Genomic DNA, 17,339 nt, shown 5'->3' on the forward strand with positions numbered 1-17,339 from the left:
TGGTGTATAGTAATTATCTATGCAGTGGTAGCTGTCTCGATTTATGTGTTGAAAAATCAAAATGGATGTATATAGTCTCGAAAGTTTTCTAGTATAAATTGGTATATAATGGGTATGGAGGTGGCTTTATATGTACTTTCCATCCAAAAAAGATGCATGGTTATATCCGATTTATTTAGCGGTAGTCGCTGCTTGTTTTGCGCCTTTTCTGGCAGGCAGGGATTATTTTCTTCTATTTTTCACCATTCCTTTTGCAATTCTTCTTATTTGGAGCTGGTTTACAACAGGTTACAGAGTAGAAGACGCACAAATCATCATTCGGTATGGACCGATGAAAAAAAGAATTTCAATTAAAGAGATAAGAAAAATTTCAAAAACAAAAAATCCACTAGCAGCTCCGGCACTGTCTTTTGATAGACTTGAAATACTTTATGGTTCTCAATTTGAAACAGCCCTTGTCTCACCGAAAGATAAGCGGAAATTTGTTTCTTTGTTAAAAAGCATCCATCCGCAAATTGAAATAGAAAATCATATAATGAACGATTGATAAGAGTGGTCTCAAGGGCCACTCTTATTTTTATTCCCTCAAGATACAGGGGAAAACGAGGTAGAGAGGCGGGGGATGAAGACTTCCCACTGATTAAAGTTTCACTTTATATTTTGATATTAAAACTTAATATTTACTGGCTATATGGGATGTGAAGTGGATACTTATATTAATTGCATGAAAAGCCGAATAACTAAAACAGAATTTTCATAAATAGTAAAAGAATCATATTTGTCTTTTATGTAAAATTTATGTAATTTGTTCTCAGAAGGGAGAGTGGAAAGAAAATGGAATTAATGAGATGGGCTGTTGAACTAGGAGCCTCAGTACATGGTAATACACCCAATGAGCTATTACCTGCATTGGAATATTACTATGATCGAGATCATCTACAAGCCTTTTTGACTGCAAGTCTCCTTCTTGAAATGGATCTCTCACCGAGTCAAAGAGAGGCTGTTGAGCTGAAAAAATGTATATCAGCGTACTATGCGGGATTGTATAAGATTGGGAAAAAATATGCCGATAAACTTCTGGCTGAGCATCCTGAAGTAGTTCTTTACCAAAATAATGTGAAAGCATTTGAAGCGTATTTCAACAGTTATTATGACTATTGCCTTTACATATGGCCATATACATATGGAAGTTTTATTGATGTTGCCAGAGCTTTAAAATGGAAATTAGAACAGCAGGGGAAAACGGTAGTTATATCAGAAACACTATTAACAAACGCGAATAATACAATAGTTTTTGGAGCACATTCATATGTCCATACTCCTGTTGAGATTCCAGAAGATGCGATTATTTATAATTTAGAGCAGCTATATGATGGATGTCCTTATGATAATGTAGTTTATCGTAATATATTAAAGAATAGAACAGTATGGGATTACAATCCTCAAAATATTGCTTGGCTGAAAAAGAAAGAATTAGGAAAAGAAGTGAAACGTGTCAAAATGAATTATGCTCCTACTTTAAAGATTAAAACAGATACTTTTATAAAGCCTATCTCTGAAGACATTGATGTATTATTTATCGGTACTATGAATGAGCGCCGTCAAGCAGTTTTTGATCAGTTAAAAAGGCTTGCACCAGATTTGAATATTATTTTTAAAAGCAATGTATGGGGAATTCTCAGAAATGAACTTATAGCGAGAGCAAAAATTATTTTAAATATACGCTACTATTTAACGGGTATTCTTGAAACGCCGAGAGTTTCTCACGCTGTCGCGAATCATAAATTTATTATTTCTGAATCTAGTAGCCCTGAAGATGAAGTAGAGTGGCCGGGAATTGTTTTTGTCCCTCATGAAAAGATTGCGGAGACAGTTCTAGAGTATCTCCAAAAGCCAGAGGAACGTAAAATGTTAGCACGGAAGGCGCATGATTATTTTAAGTCACAAGGCTAAAGAAAAGTGAACGTCTCCACTTTAATAAAGTGGGGACGTTTATTTCGGATTTGTCATAAAAGGCTGAACATGAACAACACATAAATCTCGAAATTTCCCTTCAGCAGTTGTTACAATCATGACAGCTCGTCCAGGGTTTCTTCCAGTTATGATTGCTTTGTCATCATCTGCATGGACTGTTATGACGTCAGGATTCATATTTGTCCATATAAGCCCTTGATTTGTTGCTTGAACTGGGAGAACAGAAGCAGATAATTCAGTGCTTTTCCCTACTTTTATTTTTAATTTATTTTTTTGTATATGCACACCAATTACAGATACAACAGAAGGAGCGAGTGAAATTTGAGGTTTTGACTGTATGTTTGGACAAGAAGAATTTGTAATAAGTGATAGTTTTTTTGAATTTTGGTGTTGTAGTGATGCCATTATTCTAAAGTCTCCTTTCTGTATAAGTGTTGATACTCATACTATAACGAAGTAGTGTTATGGTAGATTTAACGAAATATAAAGAAATTGTTAATTTCAAGGAGAGAATTGTCGAACAATGAATAAAAAAAGGAACCTCCGCTTTTATGATGAAAGCGGAGGTTCCTTTTTTAAAAAATATTATGCAGTTTTCTCAAATTCCTCGAACTGCTTTTCAACTTCTTTTGAAGGTTTTGTTAATAAACTAATGATGATAATTGCAAGTAAGCTTGCTGTGAACCCTGGAATCATTTCATATAGGAAATCTTTTAAAAACTTAAATTGTGTCCACGTGATAACAGTTGCAGCACCAGCGATCATTCCAGCTAACGCGCCCCATTTTGTCATACGTTTCCAGTATAAGCTTAGTAAAACGACAGGACCAAATGAAGAACCAAATCCAGCCCAAGCATAGCCAACAAGCGCTAGGATTGTGTCGTTTTGTTTAAATGCTAATCCACAACCAATAAGTGCGATAACAAGAACGGCCATACGACCAACAAATACAAGCTCACGATCAGATGCAGAACGTTTAAAGAATGTTCGATATATATCTTCCGTTACTGCACTTGATGTAACAAGAAGCTGAGAAGAGATTGTACTCATAATAGCCGCTAAAATAGCTGCTAATAAAAATCCAGTAATGAGTGGATGGAATAAAATGTTACCTAGTTCAACGAAAATTGTTTCTGGGTCAGAGAGCTTTAATCCCGCTTTTGAATAGTAAGCGATACCGATAAGACCAGTAAACATAGCTCCTACTACAGAGAAAATCATCCAGCTCATACCGATTCGGCGTGCGCTTTTGATTTCTTTGACAGAAGAGATGGCCATAAAGCGCACGATAATATGAGGTTGTCCAGCATAACCAAGACCCCAGGCAAATAATGAAATAATACCTAATACGGATGTTCCTTTAAAAATATCTAATAACGCTGGGTCAATAGATTTAATTGTATCAAATGCTGGTCCAAGGCCGTTTACATTCATAATTGTTACGATCGGAACAAGGATAAGAGCAACTACCATGATGATTCCTTGAACGAAGTCTGTCCAACTTACAGCTAAGAAGCCACCAAATAATGTGTAAGCTACAACAACGCTTCCAACAATAAGTAGTCCAACATGATAATTTAAGCCAAATGAATTTTCGAATAATACAGCACCTGAGACGAATCCTGAAGCTACATAAAATGTGAAAAAGATCATAATAACAAGTCCAGAAACAAGACGTAGCATATGAGATGCATCATGGAAACGATGCTCTAAAAATTCTGGAATAGTAATAGAATTGTTTGCAATTTCTGAGTAGGTACGTAAGCGAGGAGCGACATAGATCCAGTTTGCGTATGCGCCAAGTGTTAGGCCAATCGCAATCCAGCTACTACTTAATCCAACGCTAAACATTGCACCGGGTAATCCCATTAACAGCCAGCCGCTCATATCAGCTGCTCCCGCACTTAATGCTGTTACTGCGGGGCCTAGTGTACGCCCGCCAAGCATATAATCTGTTAAGTTGGATGTTTGTTTATAGGCAAAATAGCCAATGACTAGCATCCCGAGCATGTAGATAGAGATAGAAATTAAAATTAACATCTGCGTACTCATGTAGTTCCCCTTCCTTTTGTAATGTCTTTTGATGAACTTTGCATAATTATAATCTATCATGATTATTTCAGAAAATCCATATACAAATACGAATTTTCTGAAATGTAAGCGTTTTTTGACATTAGTTCATTTTTCAAATATATAATTTTCTGACAAAAAACCTTAATTTTAATAGGGTATTTATTATATTTACATAGAAATAGGTTGTTTTGTCAATATAATATTGAGCTGAGAAATAAATAAAAATTTTTAAAAAGTATTGACTTATGAAAAAGGAACGGCATATAATGATTTCAACTTAAAAAATGCAAGCGTTGATGAAGAAGAGTACGTATTATGAACATGTCAGAGAGCTGATGGTTGGTGCGAATCAGTATGGAATTAATATGGAATGGCCTTCGGAGCTTCCAAACCGAACCGAAAGAAGTAGGATTTGGCGACATGATCTCATCGATACAAGAGACACGTATTCATTTTGGATACGGCAAAGTGCGTTACATTTGTAACGAATTAAGGTGGCACCACGGGAGTACCCGTCCTTTCTATAGGATGAGTACTCCCTTTTTGTGTATAAAAATAAATGAACTGAATAAACTAAATCGTTTAAGTAAGAAGAGTACGTATATTGGAGACGTTCCAGAGAGCCGGGGATAGGTGGGAGCCCGGTGCGGTGCCATATGCGGAATGGGCTTACGAGAGGTATGCTGAACAGATTCTAAATAAGTAGGCAACCCGGGTTCCGCCGTTACAAGGATAAGGTATATATTTGTACCTGAATAAAGAGGGATGCTTCTGCATCCAATAAGAGGTGGTACCACGGTAAATTTATCGTCCTCTGCATATTCCGATATGCAGAGGACTTTTTTTATTTTCAATAGTGAGGTGACAGACATGATAACGAAAGAACAATTTAATATGCAAAAGAGACAAGGAAAATCATTTTTGGTAATTGATGAAGAAGAAGGAAATAGTGTAACGCCAATTGCTTTATATCGCCAGATGAAAGGTGAGAAAAAATTTTTACTCGAAAGCTCGCAGCTTCATCAAGATAAGGGACGTTATTCTTATTTAGGATGTGATCCATACGGAGAAATCAAAAGTAGTGGCGCGGCAGTAGAGATTACGATAAATGGTAGGACTAAGCAAATAGAAGAAAATGTATTACAAGTATTGCAAAAGACCCTTGCGCCGTCGGAGGTAGAAAGTCCATTTCCATTTTGCGGTGGGGCAGTTGGATATATTGGTTATGATGTGATTCGGCAATATGAAGATATTGGAGAAGAACTGTTTGACTCGGTAAATATTCCAGAAGTTCATGTATTACTGTACCGCGAGTTTATTGTATACGATCATTTACGTCAAAAATTATCGTTTGTATATGTATACAGAGAAGATGATACAGACTCTTTTGAAGAAGTGTATGAGAGATTGCAGGTATATAAACAAGATGTCTTACATGGAAAAGAAGAACAAGTGACAGAAATGCAGCCTTCCTTATCCTTTACTTCTTCTATAACAGAAGAAAAGTTTTGCGAAATGGTGGAGAAGGCAAAAGAATACATTCGAGCTGGTGATATTTTTCAAGTTGTATTATCTCAGCGATTGCAAAGTGAATTTATAGGCGATTCGTTTGCATTATATCGAAAACTTCGGATTGCAAATCCATCGCCGTATATGTTTTATATTGATTTTCAAAATTATGTTGTACTTGGTTCCTCGCCAGAAAGTTTACTTTCTGTACGAGAAGAAAAGGTGATGACAAATCCAATTGCAGGAACAAGACCACGCGGAAAAACAAAGCAGGAAGATGAAGAGATTGCGAAGGAGCTCTTAGCCAATGAGAAAGAGCGTGCAGAACATATGATGCTTGTAGATTTAGGGCGAAATGATATCGGGCGAGTGAGCGAAGTTGGTTCTGTTGCGCTCGATAAGTATATGAAAGTAGAGAAATACTCGCATGTTATGCATATTGTATCTGAAGTTTACGGAACATTGCGAAAACAAATGGATTGTTTTGACGCATTAGCTTATTGTTTGCCGGCTGGCACTGTATCCGGGGCACCGAAAATTAGAGCGATGAAAATTATAAATGGATTAGAAACGGAAAAAAGAAATGTATATGCCGGAGCGGTAGGATATATAGCTTTTTCTGGAAACCTTGATATGGCGCTTGCGATTCGCACAATGGTTGTAAAGGACCAAAAAGCATATGTGCAGGCTGGAGCCGGTATTGTCTATGATTCAAATCCAATTGCTGAATATGAGGAGACGTTAAATAAAGCAAAGGCGCTTTTGGAGGTAATGAAATGATTGTACTCATCGATAACTATGATTCATTCACTTATAACTTGTATCAATTGTTAGGGGAATATGAGGAAGAGATTGTTGTACTGCGAAATGATAAAGTGACGATTCAAGAACTTGAAGAAATGAAACCAAAAGCAATTATTCTTTCGCCAGGGCCCGGAAAACCAGAGGACGCAGGGATTTGCACCCAGGTGATTCAACATTTTTATAAACAAATTCCGATCCTTGGCATTTGCCTTGGGCACCAAGCGATTGTTTCTGCATTTGGCGGTGAAATTGTAAGGGCAGAGCATATAAAACATGGGAAAACATCACGTGTAAAGCATAATGGCACATCGATATTTTCATATGTCGCGCAACCGTTAACTGCGATGCGTTATCATTCACTCGTGGCGGCGAAGCAGACGATTCCAAAGTGTTTCGATGTATTAGCGACAGCGATGGATGATGGGGAAATCATGGCAGTTCGACATAATTATTATCCACTCTTTGGACTTCAGTTTCACCCAGAATCCATTGCGACAGAAGAGGGCGGAAAATTAATACGTGCATTTTTATCCAGGGTGAAAGAGGAGGAGCGAGTATGAACAGTTATCTTCGAAAATTAGTAGAAGGACAGAATTTAACGGAACAGGAAATGTATGAAGCAGGCCTTGTGCTCTTAAGTGAAGATATATTAGAAAGTGAAATTGCTGCTTTTTTAGCATTGTTAAAGGCAAAGGGTGAAACAGCCGATGAAATATATGGCCTCGTTCGTGCTCTTCGGGAAAAGGCATTACCATTTGCAAGTCATATAAAAGGAGCAATGGATAATTGCGGAACGGGCGGAGATGGCGCACAAACATTCAACATTAGTACAACATCTGCTTTCGTACTTGCCGGGGCTGGTGTGAAGGTGGCGAAACATGGGAATCGCGCGGTTTCTAGTAAAACAGGGAGTGCGGATTTATTAGAAGAACTTGGTGTCAATATTGCATGTACGCCAAGAGAAATTGACTACTTATTAGAAAAGGTTGGTATCGCATTTCTATTTGCACCAGCGATGCATCCAGCACTTAAACGCATTATGAAAATAAGAAAAGAGCTAAATGTACCGACCATTTTTAATCTAATTGGTCCTCTTACAAATCCGATTGATTTAGAAACGCAGTTTGTTGGTATATACAAACGAGATATGCTAATGCCGGTAGCAGAGGTATTGCAAAAGCTTGGTAGAAAACAAGCGCTTGTTGTAAATGGGAGCGGATTTTTAGATGAAGCATCTCTGCAAGGGGAAAATCATGTAGTGATTTTAAAGGATAACAAAATTATAGAAGAGAGTATTATTCCAGAAGAATATGGATTTTCTCGTGTGAGCAATGAAGAAATCCGAGGTGGAAATGCAAAAGAAAATGCGAATATTACACTGCAAGTACTAGAGGGGAAAAAGAGTGTATACCGTGATACGGTTCTACTCAATGCAGGTCTTGCACTTTTTGCAAATGGAAAAGCAGGGACAATTGAAGAAGGCATTCATATTGCAGCTCAAAGTATTGATTCTGGAAAAGCGTTATCGAAATTGAATCTATTAATTAGTGCAAGTAATAAAAGATTAGAGAGGGTGAATTAAATGGAAACCATTTTAGAAAAGATTGTTCAGCAGAAGAAAAAAGAGGTAGAAGCGTTGTATAAAACATATACGCCGGTGAAGAAACAACGGAAGTCACACTCTCTTGTAGAAGCATTGCAGAAATTTACAGTGATTGCTGAAGTGAAGCGAGCTTCTCCATCTAAAGGTGATATAAATTTACATGTAGATGTACCGAAACAAGTGAAAATGTATGAAGAGTGTGGCGCCGGAGCTGTTTCTGTTTTAACGGACGATCAATTTTTTAAAGGATCTTTTCACGATTTAGAAACAGCACGAGCAAATAGTAATATTCCGCTTCTATGTAAAGATTTTATTATCGATACAATTCAAATTGATCGGGCATATGAAGCTGGAGCGGATCTCATTTTACTTATCGTTGCTGCACTATCAGAAGAAAAACTACGAGAGTTATATGCATACGTGCAAAAAGTAGGATTAGAGGCAATTGTAGAAGTTCACAATGAGACAGAATTAGAGGTAGCACTAGCATTAAATCCTCATGTGATTGGAATAAACAATCGGAATTTGAAAACATTTGAAGTGGATTTGAGTACGACAGAAAATCTAGGGAAACGATTGAATGAAGAAAATATGCTTTGGATTAGTGAGAGTGGTATTCATACGGAAGAAGATATCGTACGTGTGAAGCGGGCAGGTGCAAAAGGAATTCTTGTAGGGGAAGCGCTGATGACTGCACCTTCTGTAGGAGACTTCTTTCAATCACTGAAGGTGACAACGTGAAAGTAAAGATTTGCGGCATTACCGATGTAGAAACAGCAAAGAAAGCGTGTGAATACGGCGCAGATGCTATTGGATTTGTATTTGCGAAAAGCAAAAGGGAAATTACACCTGAAAGAGCAAAACAGATTATTGATGAGCTTCCAGCTGATGTAATGAAAGTTGGTGTTTTTGTAAATGAATCGGTAGAGGTCATTCAGAAAATTGTAAATGATTGTGGTTTAACACAGGTACAACTGCATGGGGATGAAGGAAATCATCATATCAGAAGATTGAATATTCCGTCTATAAAAGCGATTGGTGTACATTTGAGCGAAGATATAAAACAAGCAACAAATTATAAAGCTGATTTTCTCTTATTTGATAGCCCGAAAGAAAAGTTTCATGGTGGAAATGGCAAAATATTTTCATGGAAGTTGCTAGATGATATGCCAAATGAAATTCGTAAAAAGTGTATTTTAGCTGGTGGATTACACATTGAAAACATTAAAGAAGCGATTGAAACTGTAAAGCCGTATATGGTAGATGTCAGCAGCGGAGTAGAAACGGATGGCAAGAAAGATAGCGAGAAAATAAAACAATTTATTAGAAAAGCGAAGGAGTGTTAAACATGCAATATGCATATCCAGATGAAAAAGGTCACTACGGTATATACGGAGGACGTTACGTTCCAGAAACACTTATGCAATCTGTTTTAGAATTAGAAGAAGCGTATAAAGAAGCGATGCAAGATGAAGCATTTCAACAAGAATTAGAGCATTATTTACAAACGTATGTTGGAAGAGAAACACCACTTTATTTTGCTGAGAATCTGACAAAGTATTGCGGCGGGGCAAAGATTTATTTAAAGCGTGAAGATTTAAATCATACAGGATCTCATAAAATTAACAATACAATTGGGCAAGCGCTTCTTGCAGTGAGAATGGGTAAGAAAAAGGTTGTAGCTGAAACAGGAGCTGGACAGCACGGGGTTGCAACGGCGACGGTATGCGCCTTACTCGGTTTAGAGTGCGTCATTTTTATGGGAGAAGAGGATGTAAAACGTCAAAAGTTAAACGTCTTCAGAATGGAACTATTAGGAGCGAAAGTGGAAAGTGTCGCAGCAGGTAGTGGAACATTAAAAGATGCAGTAAACGAGGCGCTTCGTTACTGGGTTGCACATGTACATGATACGCACTATATTATGGGATCTGTTCTTGGACCGCATCCATTCCCGCAAATTGTACGTGATTTCCAAAGTATAATCGGGAAAGAAACGAAGAGACAATATGAAGCGCTAGAAGGGAATTTACCAGAAGCAGTTGTTGCTTGTATCGGCGGTGGAAGTAATGCGATGGGCATGTTTTATCCGTTTGTACATGATGAAGAAGTTGCCCTTTACGGCGTAGAAGCAGCAGGCAAAGGGATTCATACAGAAAAGCACGCAGCAACATTAACAAAAGGAAGCGTTGGCGTCCTTCATGGTTCGATGATGTATCTCCTTCAAAATGAAGAAGGGCAAATTCAAGAGGCGCACTCCATTTCAGCAGGGCTCGATTATCCTGGAGTTGGGCCAGAACATAGTCTGCTAAAAGATATTGGCCGTGTCTCTTACAACTCAATTACAGATGACGAAGCGCTAGCGGCATTCCAGTTACTAACGAAAAAAGAAGGAATTATCCCGGCATTAGAAAGTTCACACGCAGTGGCGTATGCATTAAAACTTGCGCCTACAATGAAGCAAGATGAAGGACTTGTCATTTGTTTATCGGGCCGCGGTGATAAAGATGTTGAAAGTATAAAACGTTATATGGAAGAGGTGTAGAAAATGGGAGTAGAAAGAATTACAGCAGCGTTTCAAAATGGAAAAAAAGCATTTATTCCTTATGTAATGGGAGGAGATGGAGGTCTAGAGAAGTTAAAGGAGCAAATTCGTTTTCTAGATGAAGCAGGAGCGAGCATCGTTGAAATTGGCATCCCATTTTCAGATCCAGTTGCAGATGGACCTACAATTCAAAGGGCAGGAAAACGAGCATTAGATAGTGGAACAATGCTCGGAGGAATCTTTCAGGCACTAGCGGAAGTCAGACAAGAAGTAAATATTCCATTCGTACTTATGACATACTTGAATCCTATTTTAGCATTTGGTAAAGAACGTTTTATCGGAAGTTGTCTTGAAGCTGGTGTAGATGGAATTATTGTTCCAGACTTGCCATATGAAGAACAAGATATTATCGCACCGCTCCTTCGTGATGCGCATATCGCACTTATTCCGCTTGTAACAGTAACGAGTCCAATCGAACGAATTGAAAAGATTACGAGGGAGTCACAAGGGTTTGTTTATGCGGTAACGGTAGCGGGGGTCACTGGGGTTAGACGTGACTTTAAGCGAGAAATTCATAGCTACTTAGAAAAAGTAAAAGCACATGTACATCTTCCAGTAGTTGCTGGATTTGGAATCTCAACGACTGAGCAAATTGAGGAAATGATTACGTTATGTGATGGAGTGGTTGTGGGAAGTAAGGTAATTGAGCTTTTAGAAACAGAAAAAGAAGAGGAAATTTGTGAACTGATTGCTGCAGTGAAATAAGAAGAAGAGGCTACCTGTTAAGGTGCCTCTATATTATATGAGCAAGTTTCAAGCCATTAAGACCTTGCACATTAGTGGTGGATTCTTCATCTCCCACTAATTATTAGCTGAGCGAATTGGCTTTTACGGGCAGTTGATTCCCCAACTGACATGAAAATATCAAGAATGATTGACGTAAACCAAAGGTGTTGTTAAAATTATTACTGGAATTAATGTGAAATATTTCACAAATTGTAGTTTTAAATGTAAAAACATTCACAAATATTGAGTTTGTTTCTTAAAAATATTTTTAAAAGGAGTTATACGTCATGAAAAGAATCGTAACACTAAGTACCCGTAAACTGACAGATACAGTAAAACATGGTGGTTGTGGTGCATGTCAAACATCTTGCCAATCAGCTTGCAAGACATCTTGCGGAGTTGCAAATCAAAAGTGTGAAAACATAATGAACAGATAGAAAATGAGAAACGTACCGCCCAACTGCTTCCCAGATGGGCGGCCATTTTTATCCCGCATGAACAAGAAGTAAAAGCCCCATTAACGGAAGTTTTACTTTATAGATAAAAGGAGTTTGATTATTAAATATGATTCATCAATATAAATTAAACGGATACAACATCGTACTCGATACCTACAGTGGATCAGTACATGTTGTCGACGACCTCGCTTATGAAATCATCGCGCTTTATGAGACTACTGCTGCAGAAGAAATCATAACAATGATGCTAGAAAAATACGTATATGATTCCGATATCTCTGAGAAGGACATTCGAGAAACCATTGCAGATATCGAAGAGCTAAAAAATGATGGGGAACTCTTTACTGAGGATGAATATAAGAGTCTCTCAATTGATTTAAGAAACCGCCAAACTTATGTAAAGGCCCTCTGCCTCAATGTTGCACATACATGTAACTTATCATGCGAATACTGCTTCGCCAGCCAAGGAAAATACAATGGAAGCAGAGCGATTATGAGTTATGAGGTTGGCAAAAGAGCTATCGATTACCTATTGGAAAACTCCGGTCATCACCGAAACCTCGACATCGATTTCTTCGGGGGAGAGCCGCTCATGGCCTGGAAAGTTGTAAAACAGATTGTCGCTTACGCAAGAAGTAAAGAAAAAGAGTACAAAAAAACGTTTCGCTTCACCTTTACTACAAATGGCATGTTACTAAACGATGAAATCACTGATTTTTTGAATAAAGAAATGTACAATGTCGTATTGAGTCTTGATGGAAGAAAAGAAGTCCACGATCACCTTCGTAAAACGGTAACTGGAAAGGGGAGCTATGATTATATCGTTCCGAAGTTCCAAGAATTCGTCAAAAGCCGTGGAGATAAAGAATACTATGTGCGTGGAACCTATACTCATAACAACGTTGACTTCACCAATGACATTTTTCATATCGCAGATCTTGGTTTTGACAAGCTCTCGATGGAACCGGTCATCTGTAATCCACGGGAACCATATGCACTCACCGAAAAGGACCTTCCAGATATTTATAACCAGTACGAAATTCTCGCCAAGGAAATGCTAAAGCGTGAGGAAGAAGGTAATGGATTCACTTTCTACCATTACATGCTTGACCTCTCAGAAGGCCCTTGCATCCAAAAGAGAATTTCTGGCTGCGGCTCAGGAACCGAATATTTCGCTGTCACACCATGGGGCGAGATTTTTCCTTGCCACCAGTTCATCGGGGATAAAGAATACAGTATGGGAAACATCTGGGATGGGATTACAAAACAAGAGATGCAATGTCAATTTAAAGAGAGCAACTGCTATTCGAAGCCAGAATGTCAGGACTGCTGGGCAAAACTTTACTGCAGTGGCGGTTGCCCTGCTAACGCGCTGCACGCAACCGGCTCCATCAATGGAATCTACGATTTTAGCTGTGACATCTTCCGTAAGAGAGTAGAATGTTCCATGATGGTTAAAGTAGCCGAATCCATGAGAACTATGAAAAAAAACAAACAGGCCGTGGCACAATAAGCATAAAGACAGTATAAGGCTGAGAGATAAGTCAAAATTTGATTTATGCTCAGCCTCTTTGAAAATCTTCTTTTTTTTTTAGACAAAAAACCCCCACTGATTAAAGTTTCACTTTATAAAATGGAATTCATTATGTAAATTATACCATTTCATATACGAGTATTTTGAATTTATTCAGTTAATATAATAAAGGATTTTCACCAAAACGTTCCCAAAGTGTTGGAAAACGTTTTGCTAATCCTTCTTCATCGTCTTCTTCCCAATCGAACTCAATTTCAGGCATAGATGAATCATGTCCCTTTTCATGTAATAAGGAATCAAATGTATCCCAAATATTGTCGTCCCATTCTGTATCTCCCGTTTCTTGTAAAGAAAAAGCTTCAAGGGCAACAGATAGTATTTCTTCACATTCAGGAATAATTTCTTCCTCTTCATAATAAGCAGGAATTAAGTTTGCTAGATTTTCAGGATTTTGCATAGCGGCTTCAAACATTTCTTGTCCACATGCGATGAGCCACCCTCTAAAATAATCAAATAAATCATCAGAACATCCGCCAAAAATAATATACGCAGCTGCCCATAGAGAAGATGTATAAGATTCTTTGAGAGCGGTTTGGAAATGAATTTCAAAGTCTGTAATTTCGCTCGCAGACTTTGTAGCTAATTGTTCCACTAGCCATTCACTCGTTTCGTCTTTTGTATTCATTTCTGAAATAAGCTGCCAAAATTGTTCTTTGTTCATCGTTATCGCTCCTTTTAAAACGTAATTTTCTTGTAGTGTAGCATTTTTTCAATAATTCACTTGATAAAGAATAGTGGAAAACTGTATAAAATGAATTGAATATTCTGACATCTATTATATAATAGTTACAATTGTATCTTATAAGAAACGAGATGATGGTATGGCTGTATGGTTAGCCCTTATTCCAATTATGATGATTTTCATTTGTTTATTTATTTTTAAACAAACATCGCTGAAAGCCTCGCTGATTTCTTATGTTGTATGTACTGGAATCGTTTTACTAACACCAATGTTTCGACTGCAAATGGGAGAGGTTATGCATGCAACAATTAAGGGCGGGTTAATTTGTTTTATTGTAGGGTATGTTCTGTTTTTTGGTATTCTTTTATTTCACCTCATGAACAAAATGGGGTATATCGATCAAGTTGCACGTTTTATCGAACAAGTTACACATGATCGATTATTACAAATGCTCTTAATGTGCTTTGGAATTTGTCCACTTATCGAATCAGTGAGCGGGTTTGGAATTGGTTTTATGGTGGCAGCTCCTATTTTTCTTTCGCTTGGTTATAAACCGTTCCAAGCAGTTTTATTATCGTTTATCGGTTTATTGGCGAGTTCCTGGGGAGCGATGGCAACGGGAACGATTATTGGATCGCAGCTCATCAGCATGCCATTAGTGAACTTAGGATCTAGTACAGCATTACTCAGTATTCCTTTTTTTGCGTACTTTGTTTACCTTTCTTTGTATGTAGTTGGTGGTTGGCAAGCGGTGAAGGGAAAATGGAAGGAAGGGTTCGGTTTTTTTTTCTTATTTTCTATATCAATCTATCTTTCTAATGCATATGTAAGTGTGGAATTAGCCGGGATTTTAAGTTCCATCGTAACAATTACATTTGGTTTTCTTATCATTAAAATGACAGCGAGGCAAGGGAAGGCGTTTTTATCGGAGCATGCTGCCACGACGCAGCGAGAAGTTTCTATCGTGAAAATTATAAGCCCTTATTTATTTTTAACAGTTTGTATTTTACTTTCTCGTCTCATTCCGTCGTTACATAATATGCTGCAATCTTATGCTGTCGTTGATTTACCAGCGTACTCTTACAAACTAGCGTTACTATATTCACCTGGATTTTGGCTTGGGGTTACATGTTTATTTACCATCGTGTTCTTCCGTATACCTTCCACTATTATAAAACAATCTTTATCGCAAACGATCAAACAATGGATTCCGTTTGCGATTACAACGACAATGTTTATTGCCATTTCAGAATTAATGGGTGCAGCTGGTATGCATACATTGTTAGCGGACGCAGCAGGGCAAACATTTGGAATGTTATTTGTCTTCGTTACCCCGTTCATCGGTGCAATTGGTGGTTTTTTAACGGGAAGTAACGCAGGATCAAATGCGATGTTTATTAAACTACAAATGCAAACGGCGCAGAATGTAGGACTTCCGTGGCAATATGTTACGACTTTGCAAAATACAGCATCATCCGTAGCGACAATTGCTTGTCCGTCACGGATTACGCTTGGGGCCTATCTATGTAATATCCCGTTTCGAGAGAATGAACTACTAAAAAAGACAACGCTTATGATTTTTGGAGCGGTGTTAATTGTGGTGGTGGAAGTTGCAGGTTGGTATGTATGGCAATAAAATCTTCTGCTTTAGGAGGATTTTCGTTTGTTAGTGGATAATTTATAAAAGAACAAGTGTTTCTATTACATGAAGAGGAGATGATCCCATGCCCTTAAAAAACTACGGCGTTTTAAAAGGTATCGCACTACAATCTATGATTGGAAAAGGGAAAACACCTCATTATCAAGTTCATTTGCAAGATGAATCGGGAGTAGATTACCGGATTGCAATTAATGTGAAATCGCAGAGCTATCCATCAGAAGTATTATATTTTGCAAGTGAAAATATTAAATCAGAAGCTATTACGATTTTACCGACATTACCTTTTGGTTTTACAGAAGTGAAAAATAATGAACCAAAGGTGGCTTTAGATTATGTGCGGGGAAATTTATTTGAATCAAAACAGATGATTCCTTTGCCGCCAGAAAAATCGGGAGCTGACAATGATTTAAATGAAAAAATAGAACATTATATGAAACGAGCGATAGAGGAAAAGGCAATTATTTATGCATTTGGAGAACGATGGGGTCCAGAAAATGATACACCTGATCGATATTTTCATTTTAAACCTGGTAATGGGATACATGATATTCATATGAATCAAGGAAATGTGGAGAAGTGGCAAGGGGATGATGGCACATGGCAAGATGGTGGCCTATTCATCCATTTTGAGAAAAAGCAGCAATGGGTTGGCATTTTTCTTGCGTTTCAGTCGCAGTCTTGGTGTACGAATGAAGAGGGGCATGCACGTGTTCCTGTGGAGCATTGCAATTATAAGACGAAGAATTAATTAAAACAGCTAGTTCATTTCGAACTAGCTGTTTTAATTTTGGAGCAAATAAAGCTGATGAATACAGCGATACATGAAAATAGTATGGCTATGCTAGAGAAAGCGAGTAAGTACGTATTGTATTTCACTACATTTCCTATTAGCTGATTACTATCATAATGAAAAAGCTTTGCTATGCTATTAAACAGAAATAGGAGAATGAACATAGTGATGATTCCATCTAATGAGCCCTCTATATCTGGTTTGCTCAAGGCAATATGTGTAGAGATACAAATTGCGATGAAAAGAAAAAGCCAAAACAAAGGATTAAATAAGTTGCTAACTGTAAAAAGGCTTTTTAATAAAAGCATGGATGATAAGAAAATATTTTGCAGCGTGTCGATATTGATAGAAGCAGCTTGAGCATTTGTTTTAAGAGCATTTATAAATAAGGAATAAGACTGTGGTACGAAATAATACATAGAGATTACTAATGTAATCATTCCTGAAAAAATAGGAGCAATTCCGATGAAGAAATTCCCTATTCGTTGATATATACTTCTTTGATTATATTGGTGTCTTACATAACCTAAATAACCGTTACTTGTATTGGTTGGGAATAGCTGAATCGATACGATTTGGTGACGGAATACGATACACATAATAGCATGTCCCAATTCATGAATAGGAACACCAATCCAAGCTGATAAAAGGAAACCTCTTCTACCAAAAGCTCTCGTCCAATATGTCCTTGTTAGTGATTCTAAATACCCTAGTAAAAAACCAACCAAAATGATAATACCGATTAAAGAAAATAATTGTATCAAACTCGTAATGAATATATGAAAAAGTGAGTATACTAGCTCCATAATTTTCGTCCAATCTATTTGTTTTATCCCACTATATGTGAGTAGTAAGCCCCCTACT

General features: G+C 37.6%; 17 protein-coding genes and 2 other annotated features. Of the genes, 13 read left to right on the top strand and 4 right to left on the bottom strand.

Annotation, left to right across the window (positions count from 1 at the left end):
* Positions 1 to 130 precede the first annotated feature (130 nt).
* Complete coding sequence (locus tag JDS96_RS12760; protein ID WP_199667045.1) at positions 131 to 547, top strand: PH domain-containing protein; 417 nt, start codon at positions 131 to 133, stop codon at positions 545 to 547.
* 287 nt (positions 548 to 834) lie between these two features.
* A complete protein-coding gene (locus JDS96_RS12765) occupies positions 835 to 1,953 on the top strand; it encodes a CgeB family protein (protein WP_199667046.1) in 1,119 nt (372 codons plus the stop codon).
* Between the two features lie 39 nt (positions 1,954 to 1,992).
* Here the strand turns inward: JDS96_RS12765 and JDS96_RS12770 are convergent, their stop codons facing one another.
* Positions 1,993 to 2,382: an Ig-like domain-containing protein gene (locus JDS96_RS12770; protein ID WP_199667069.1), complete on the bottom strand. Its 390-nt coding sequence runs from the start codon at positions 2,380 to 2,382 to the stop codon at positions 1,993 to 1,995.
* A 177-nt stretch (positions 2,383 to 2,559) separates the two neighbouring features.
* Positions 2,560 to 4,026, bottom strand: coding sequence for a sodium/proline symporter PutP (gene putP, locus JDS96_RS12775; protein WP_199667047.1), 1,467 nt, complete (start codon positions 4,024 to 4,026; stop codon positions 2,560 to 2,562).
* Positions 4,027 to 4,331: 305 nt separating this feature from the next.
* Positions 4,332 to 4,570, top strand: a binding site (T-box leader).
* A gap of 49 nt (positions 4,571 to 4,619) precedes the next feature.
* Positions 4,620 to 4,865 (top strand) — a binding site (T-box leader).
* 52 nt (positions 4,866 to 4,917) lie between these two features.
* On the opposite strand from putP, the gene trpE reads away from it, so the two are divergent.
* From trpE to scfB, 9 genes are all read left to right on the top strand, one after another.
* Positions 4,918 to 6,336, top strand: a complete 1,419-nt coding sequence (gene trpE, locus JDS96_RS12780) for an anthranilate synthase component I (RefSeq protein ID WP_199667048.1) — start codon at positions 4,918 to 4,920, stop codon at positions 6,334 to 6,336.
* The gene (locus JDS96_RS12785; RefSeq protein WP_199667049.1) at positions 6,333 to 6,920 is read left to right on the top strand and encodes an aminodeoxychorismate/anthranilate synthase component II; all 588 of its coding nucleotides are present in this window, start codon (positions 6,333 to 6,335) and stop codon (positions 6,918 to 6,920) included. The genes trpE and JDS96_RS12785 overlap by 4 nt, the downstream gene beginning before the upstream one ends.
* A complete protein-coding gene (gene trpD / locus JDS96_RS12790) occupies positions 6,917 to 7,942 on the top strand; it encodes an anthranilate phosphoribosyltransferase (RefSeq protein WP_199667050.1) in 1,026 nt (341 codons plus the stop codon). Before JDS96_RS12785 ends, trpD begins: the two co-directional genes overlap by 4 nt.
* Positions 7,943 to 8,704, top strand: coding sequence for an indole-3-glycerol phosphate synthase TrpC (trpC, locus tag JDS96_RS32075; RefSeq protein WP_098158640.1), 762 nt, complete (start codon positions 7,943 to 7,945; stop codon positions 8,702 to 8,704). It begins immediately after the preceding gene.
* A complete protein-coding gene (locus tag JDS96_RS32080; protein ID WP_199667051.1) occupies positions 8,701 to 9,309 on the top strand; it encodes a phosphoribosylanthranilate isomerase in 609 nt (202 codons plus the stop codon). Before trpC ends, JDS96_RS32080 begins: the two co-directional genes overlap by 4 nt.
* Positions 9,310 to 9,311: 2 nt before the next feature.
* Positions 9,312 to 10,505, top strand: coding sequence for a tryptophan synthase subunit beta (gene trpB / locus JDS96_RS12805; protein WP_199667052.1), 1,194 nt, complete (start codon positions 9,312 to 9,314; stop codon positions 10,503 to 10,505).
* Positions 10,506 to 10,508: 3 nt separating this feature from the next.
* Positions 10,509 to 11,270, top strand: coding sequence for a tryptophan synthase subunit alpha (trpA, locus tag JDS96_RS12810; RefSeq protein ID WP_199667053.1), 762 nt, complete (start codon positions 10,509 to 10,511; stop codon positions 11,268 to 11,270).
* A gap of 308 nt (positions 11,271 to 11,578) precedes the next feature.
* Positions 11,579 to 11,728 carry a six-cysteine ranthipeptide SCIFF gene (gene scfA / locus JDS96_RS12815; RefSeq protein ID WP_016113838.1) on the top strand — a complete coding sequence of 50 codons (150 nt, stop codon included), beginning with the start codon at positions 11,579 to 11,581 and terminating at the stop codon, positions 11,726 to 11,728.
* A gap of 127 nt (positions 11,729 to 11,855) precedes the next feature.
* Entirely contained in the window at positions 11,856 to 13,262 is a 1,407-nt protein-coding gene (gene scfB / locus JDS96_RS12820; protein WP_033798130.1) for a thioether cross-link-forming SCIFF peptide maturase, read from the top strand.
* Between the two features lie 178 nt (positions 13,263 to 13,440).
* Here scfB and JDS96_RS12825 read toward each other — a convergent pair whose 3' ends face one another.
* Positions 13,441 to 14,004, bottom strand: a complete 564-nt coding sequence (locus JDS96_RS12825) for a DUF4240 domain-containing protein (protein ID WP_199667054.1) — start codon at positions 14,002 to 14,004, stop codon at positions 13,441 to 13,443.
* Positions 14,005 to 14,164: 160 nt separating this feature from the next.
* Here JDS96_RS12825 and JDS96_RS12830 point away from each other — a divergent pair, with 160 nt between their 5' ends.
* Together JDS96_RS12830 and JDS96_RS12835 are read left to right on the top strand one after the other, a co-directional pair.
* Positions 14,165 to 15,661, top strand: a complete 1,497-nt coding sequence (locus tag JDS96_RS12830) for an L-lactate permease (protein WP_199667055.1) — start codon at positions 14,165 to 14,167, stop codon at positions 15,659 to 15,661.
* Between the two features lie 88 nt (positions 15,662 to 15,749).
* Complete coding sequence (locus JDS96_RS12835; protein WP_199667056.1) at positions 15,750 to 16,433, top strand: DUF2278 family protein; 684 nt, start codon at positions 15,750 to 15,752, stop codon at positions 16,431 to 16,433.
* Positions 16,434 to 16,447: 14 nt separating this feature from the next.
* On the opposite strand, the gene JDS96_RS12840 is transcribed toward JDS96_RS12835, so the two are convergent.
* Positions 16,448 to 17,281, bottom strand: a complete 834-nt coding sequence (locus tag JDS96_RS12840; protein WP_199667057.1) for a hypothetical protein — start codon at positions 17,279 to 17,281, stop codon at positions 16,448 to 16,450.
* Positions 17,282 to 17,339: the final 58 nt, after the last annotated feature.

This window comes from Bacillus cereus group sp. N21 (genome assembly GCF_016483395.1).
Taxonomy (GTDB): domain Bacteria; phylum Bacillota; class Bacilli; order Bacillales; family Bacillaceae_G; genus Bacillus_A; species Bacillus_A pseudomycoides.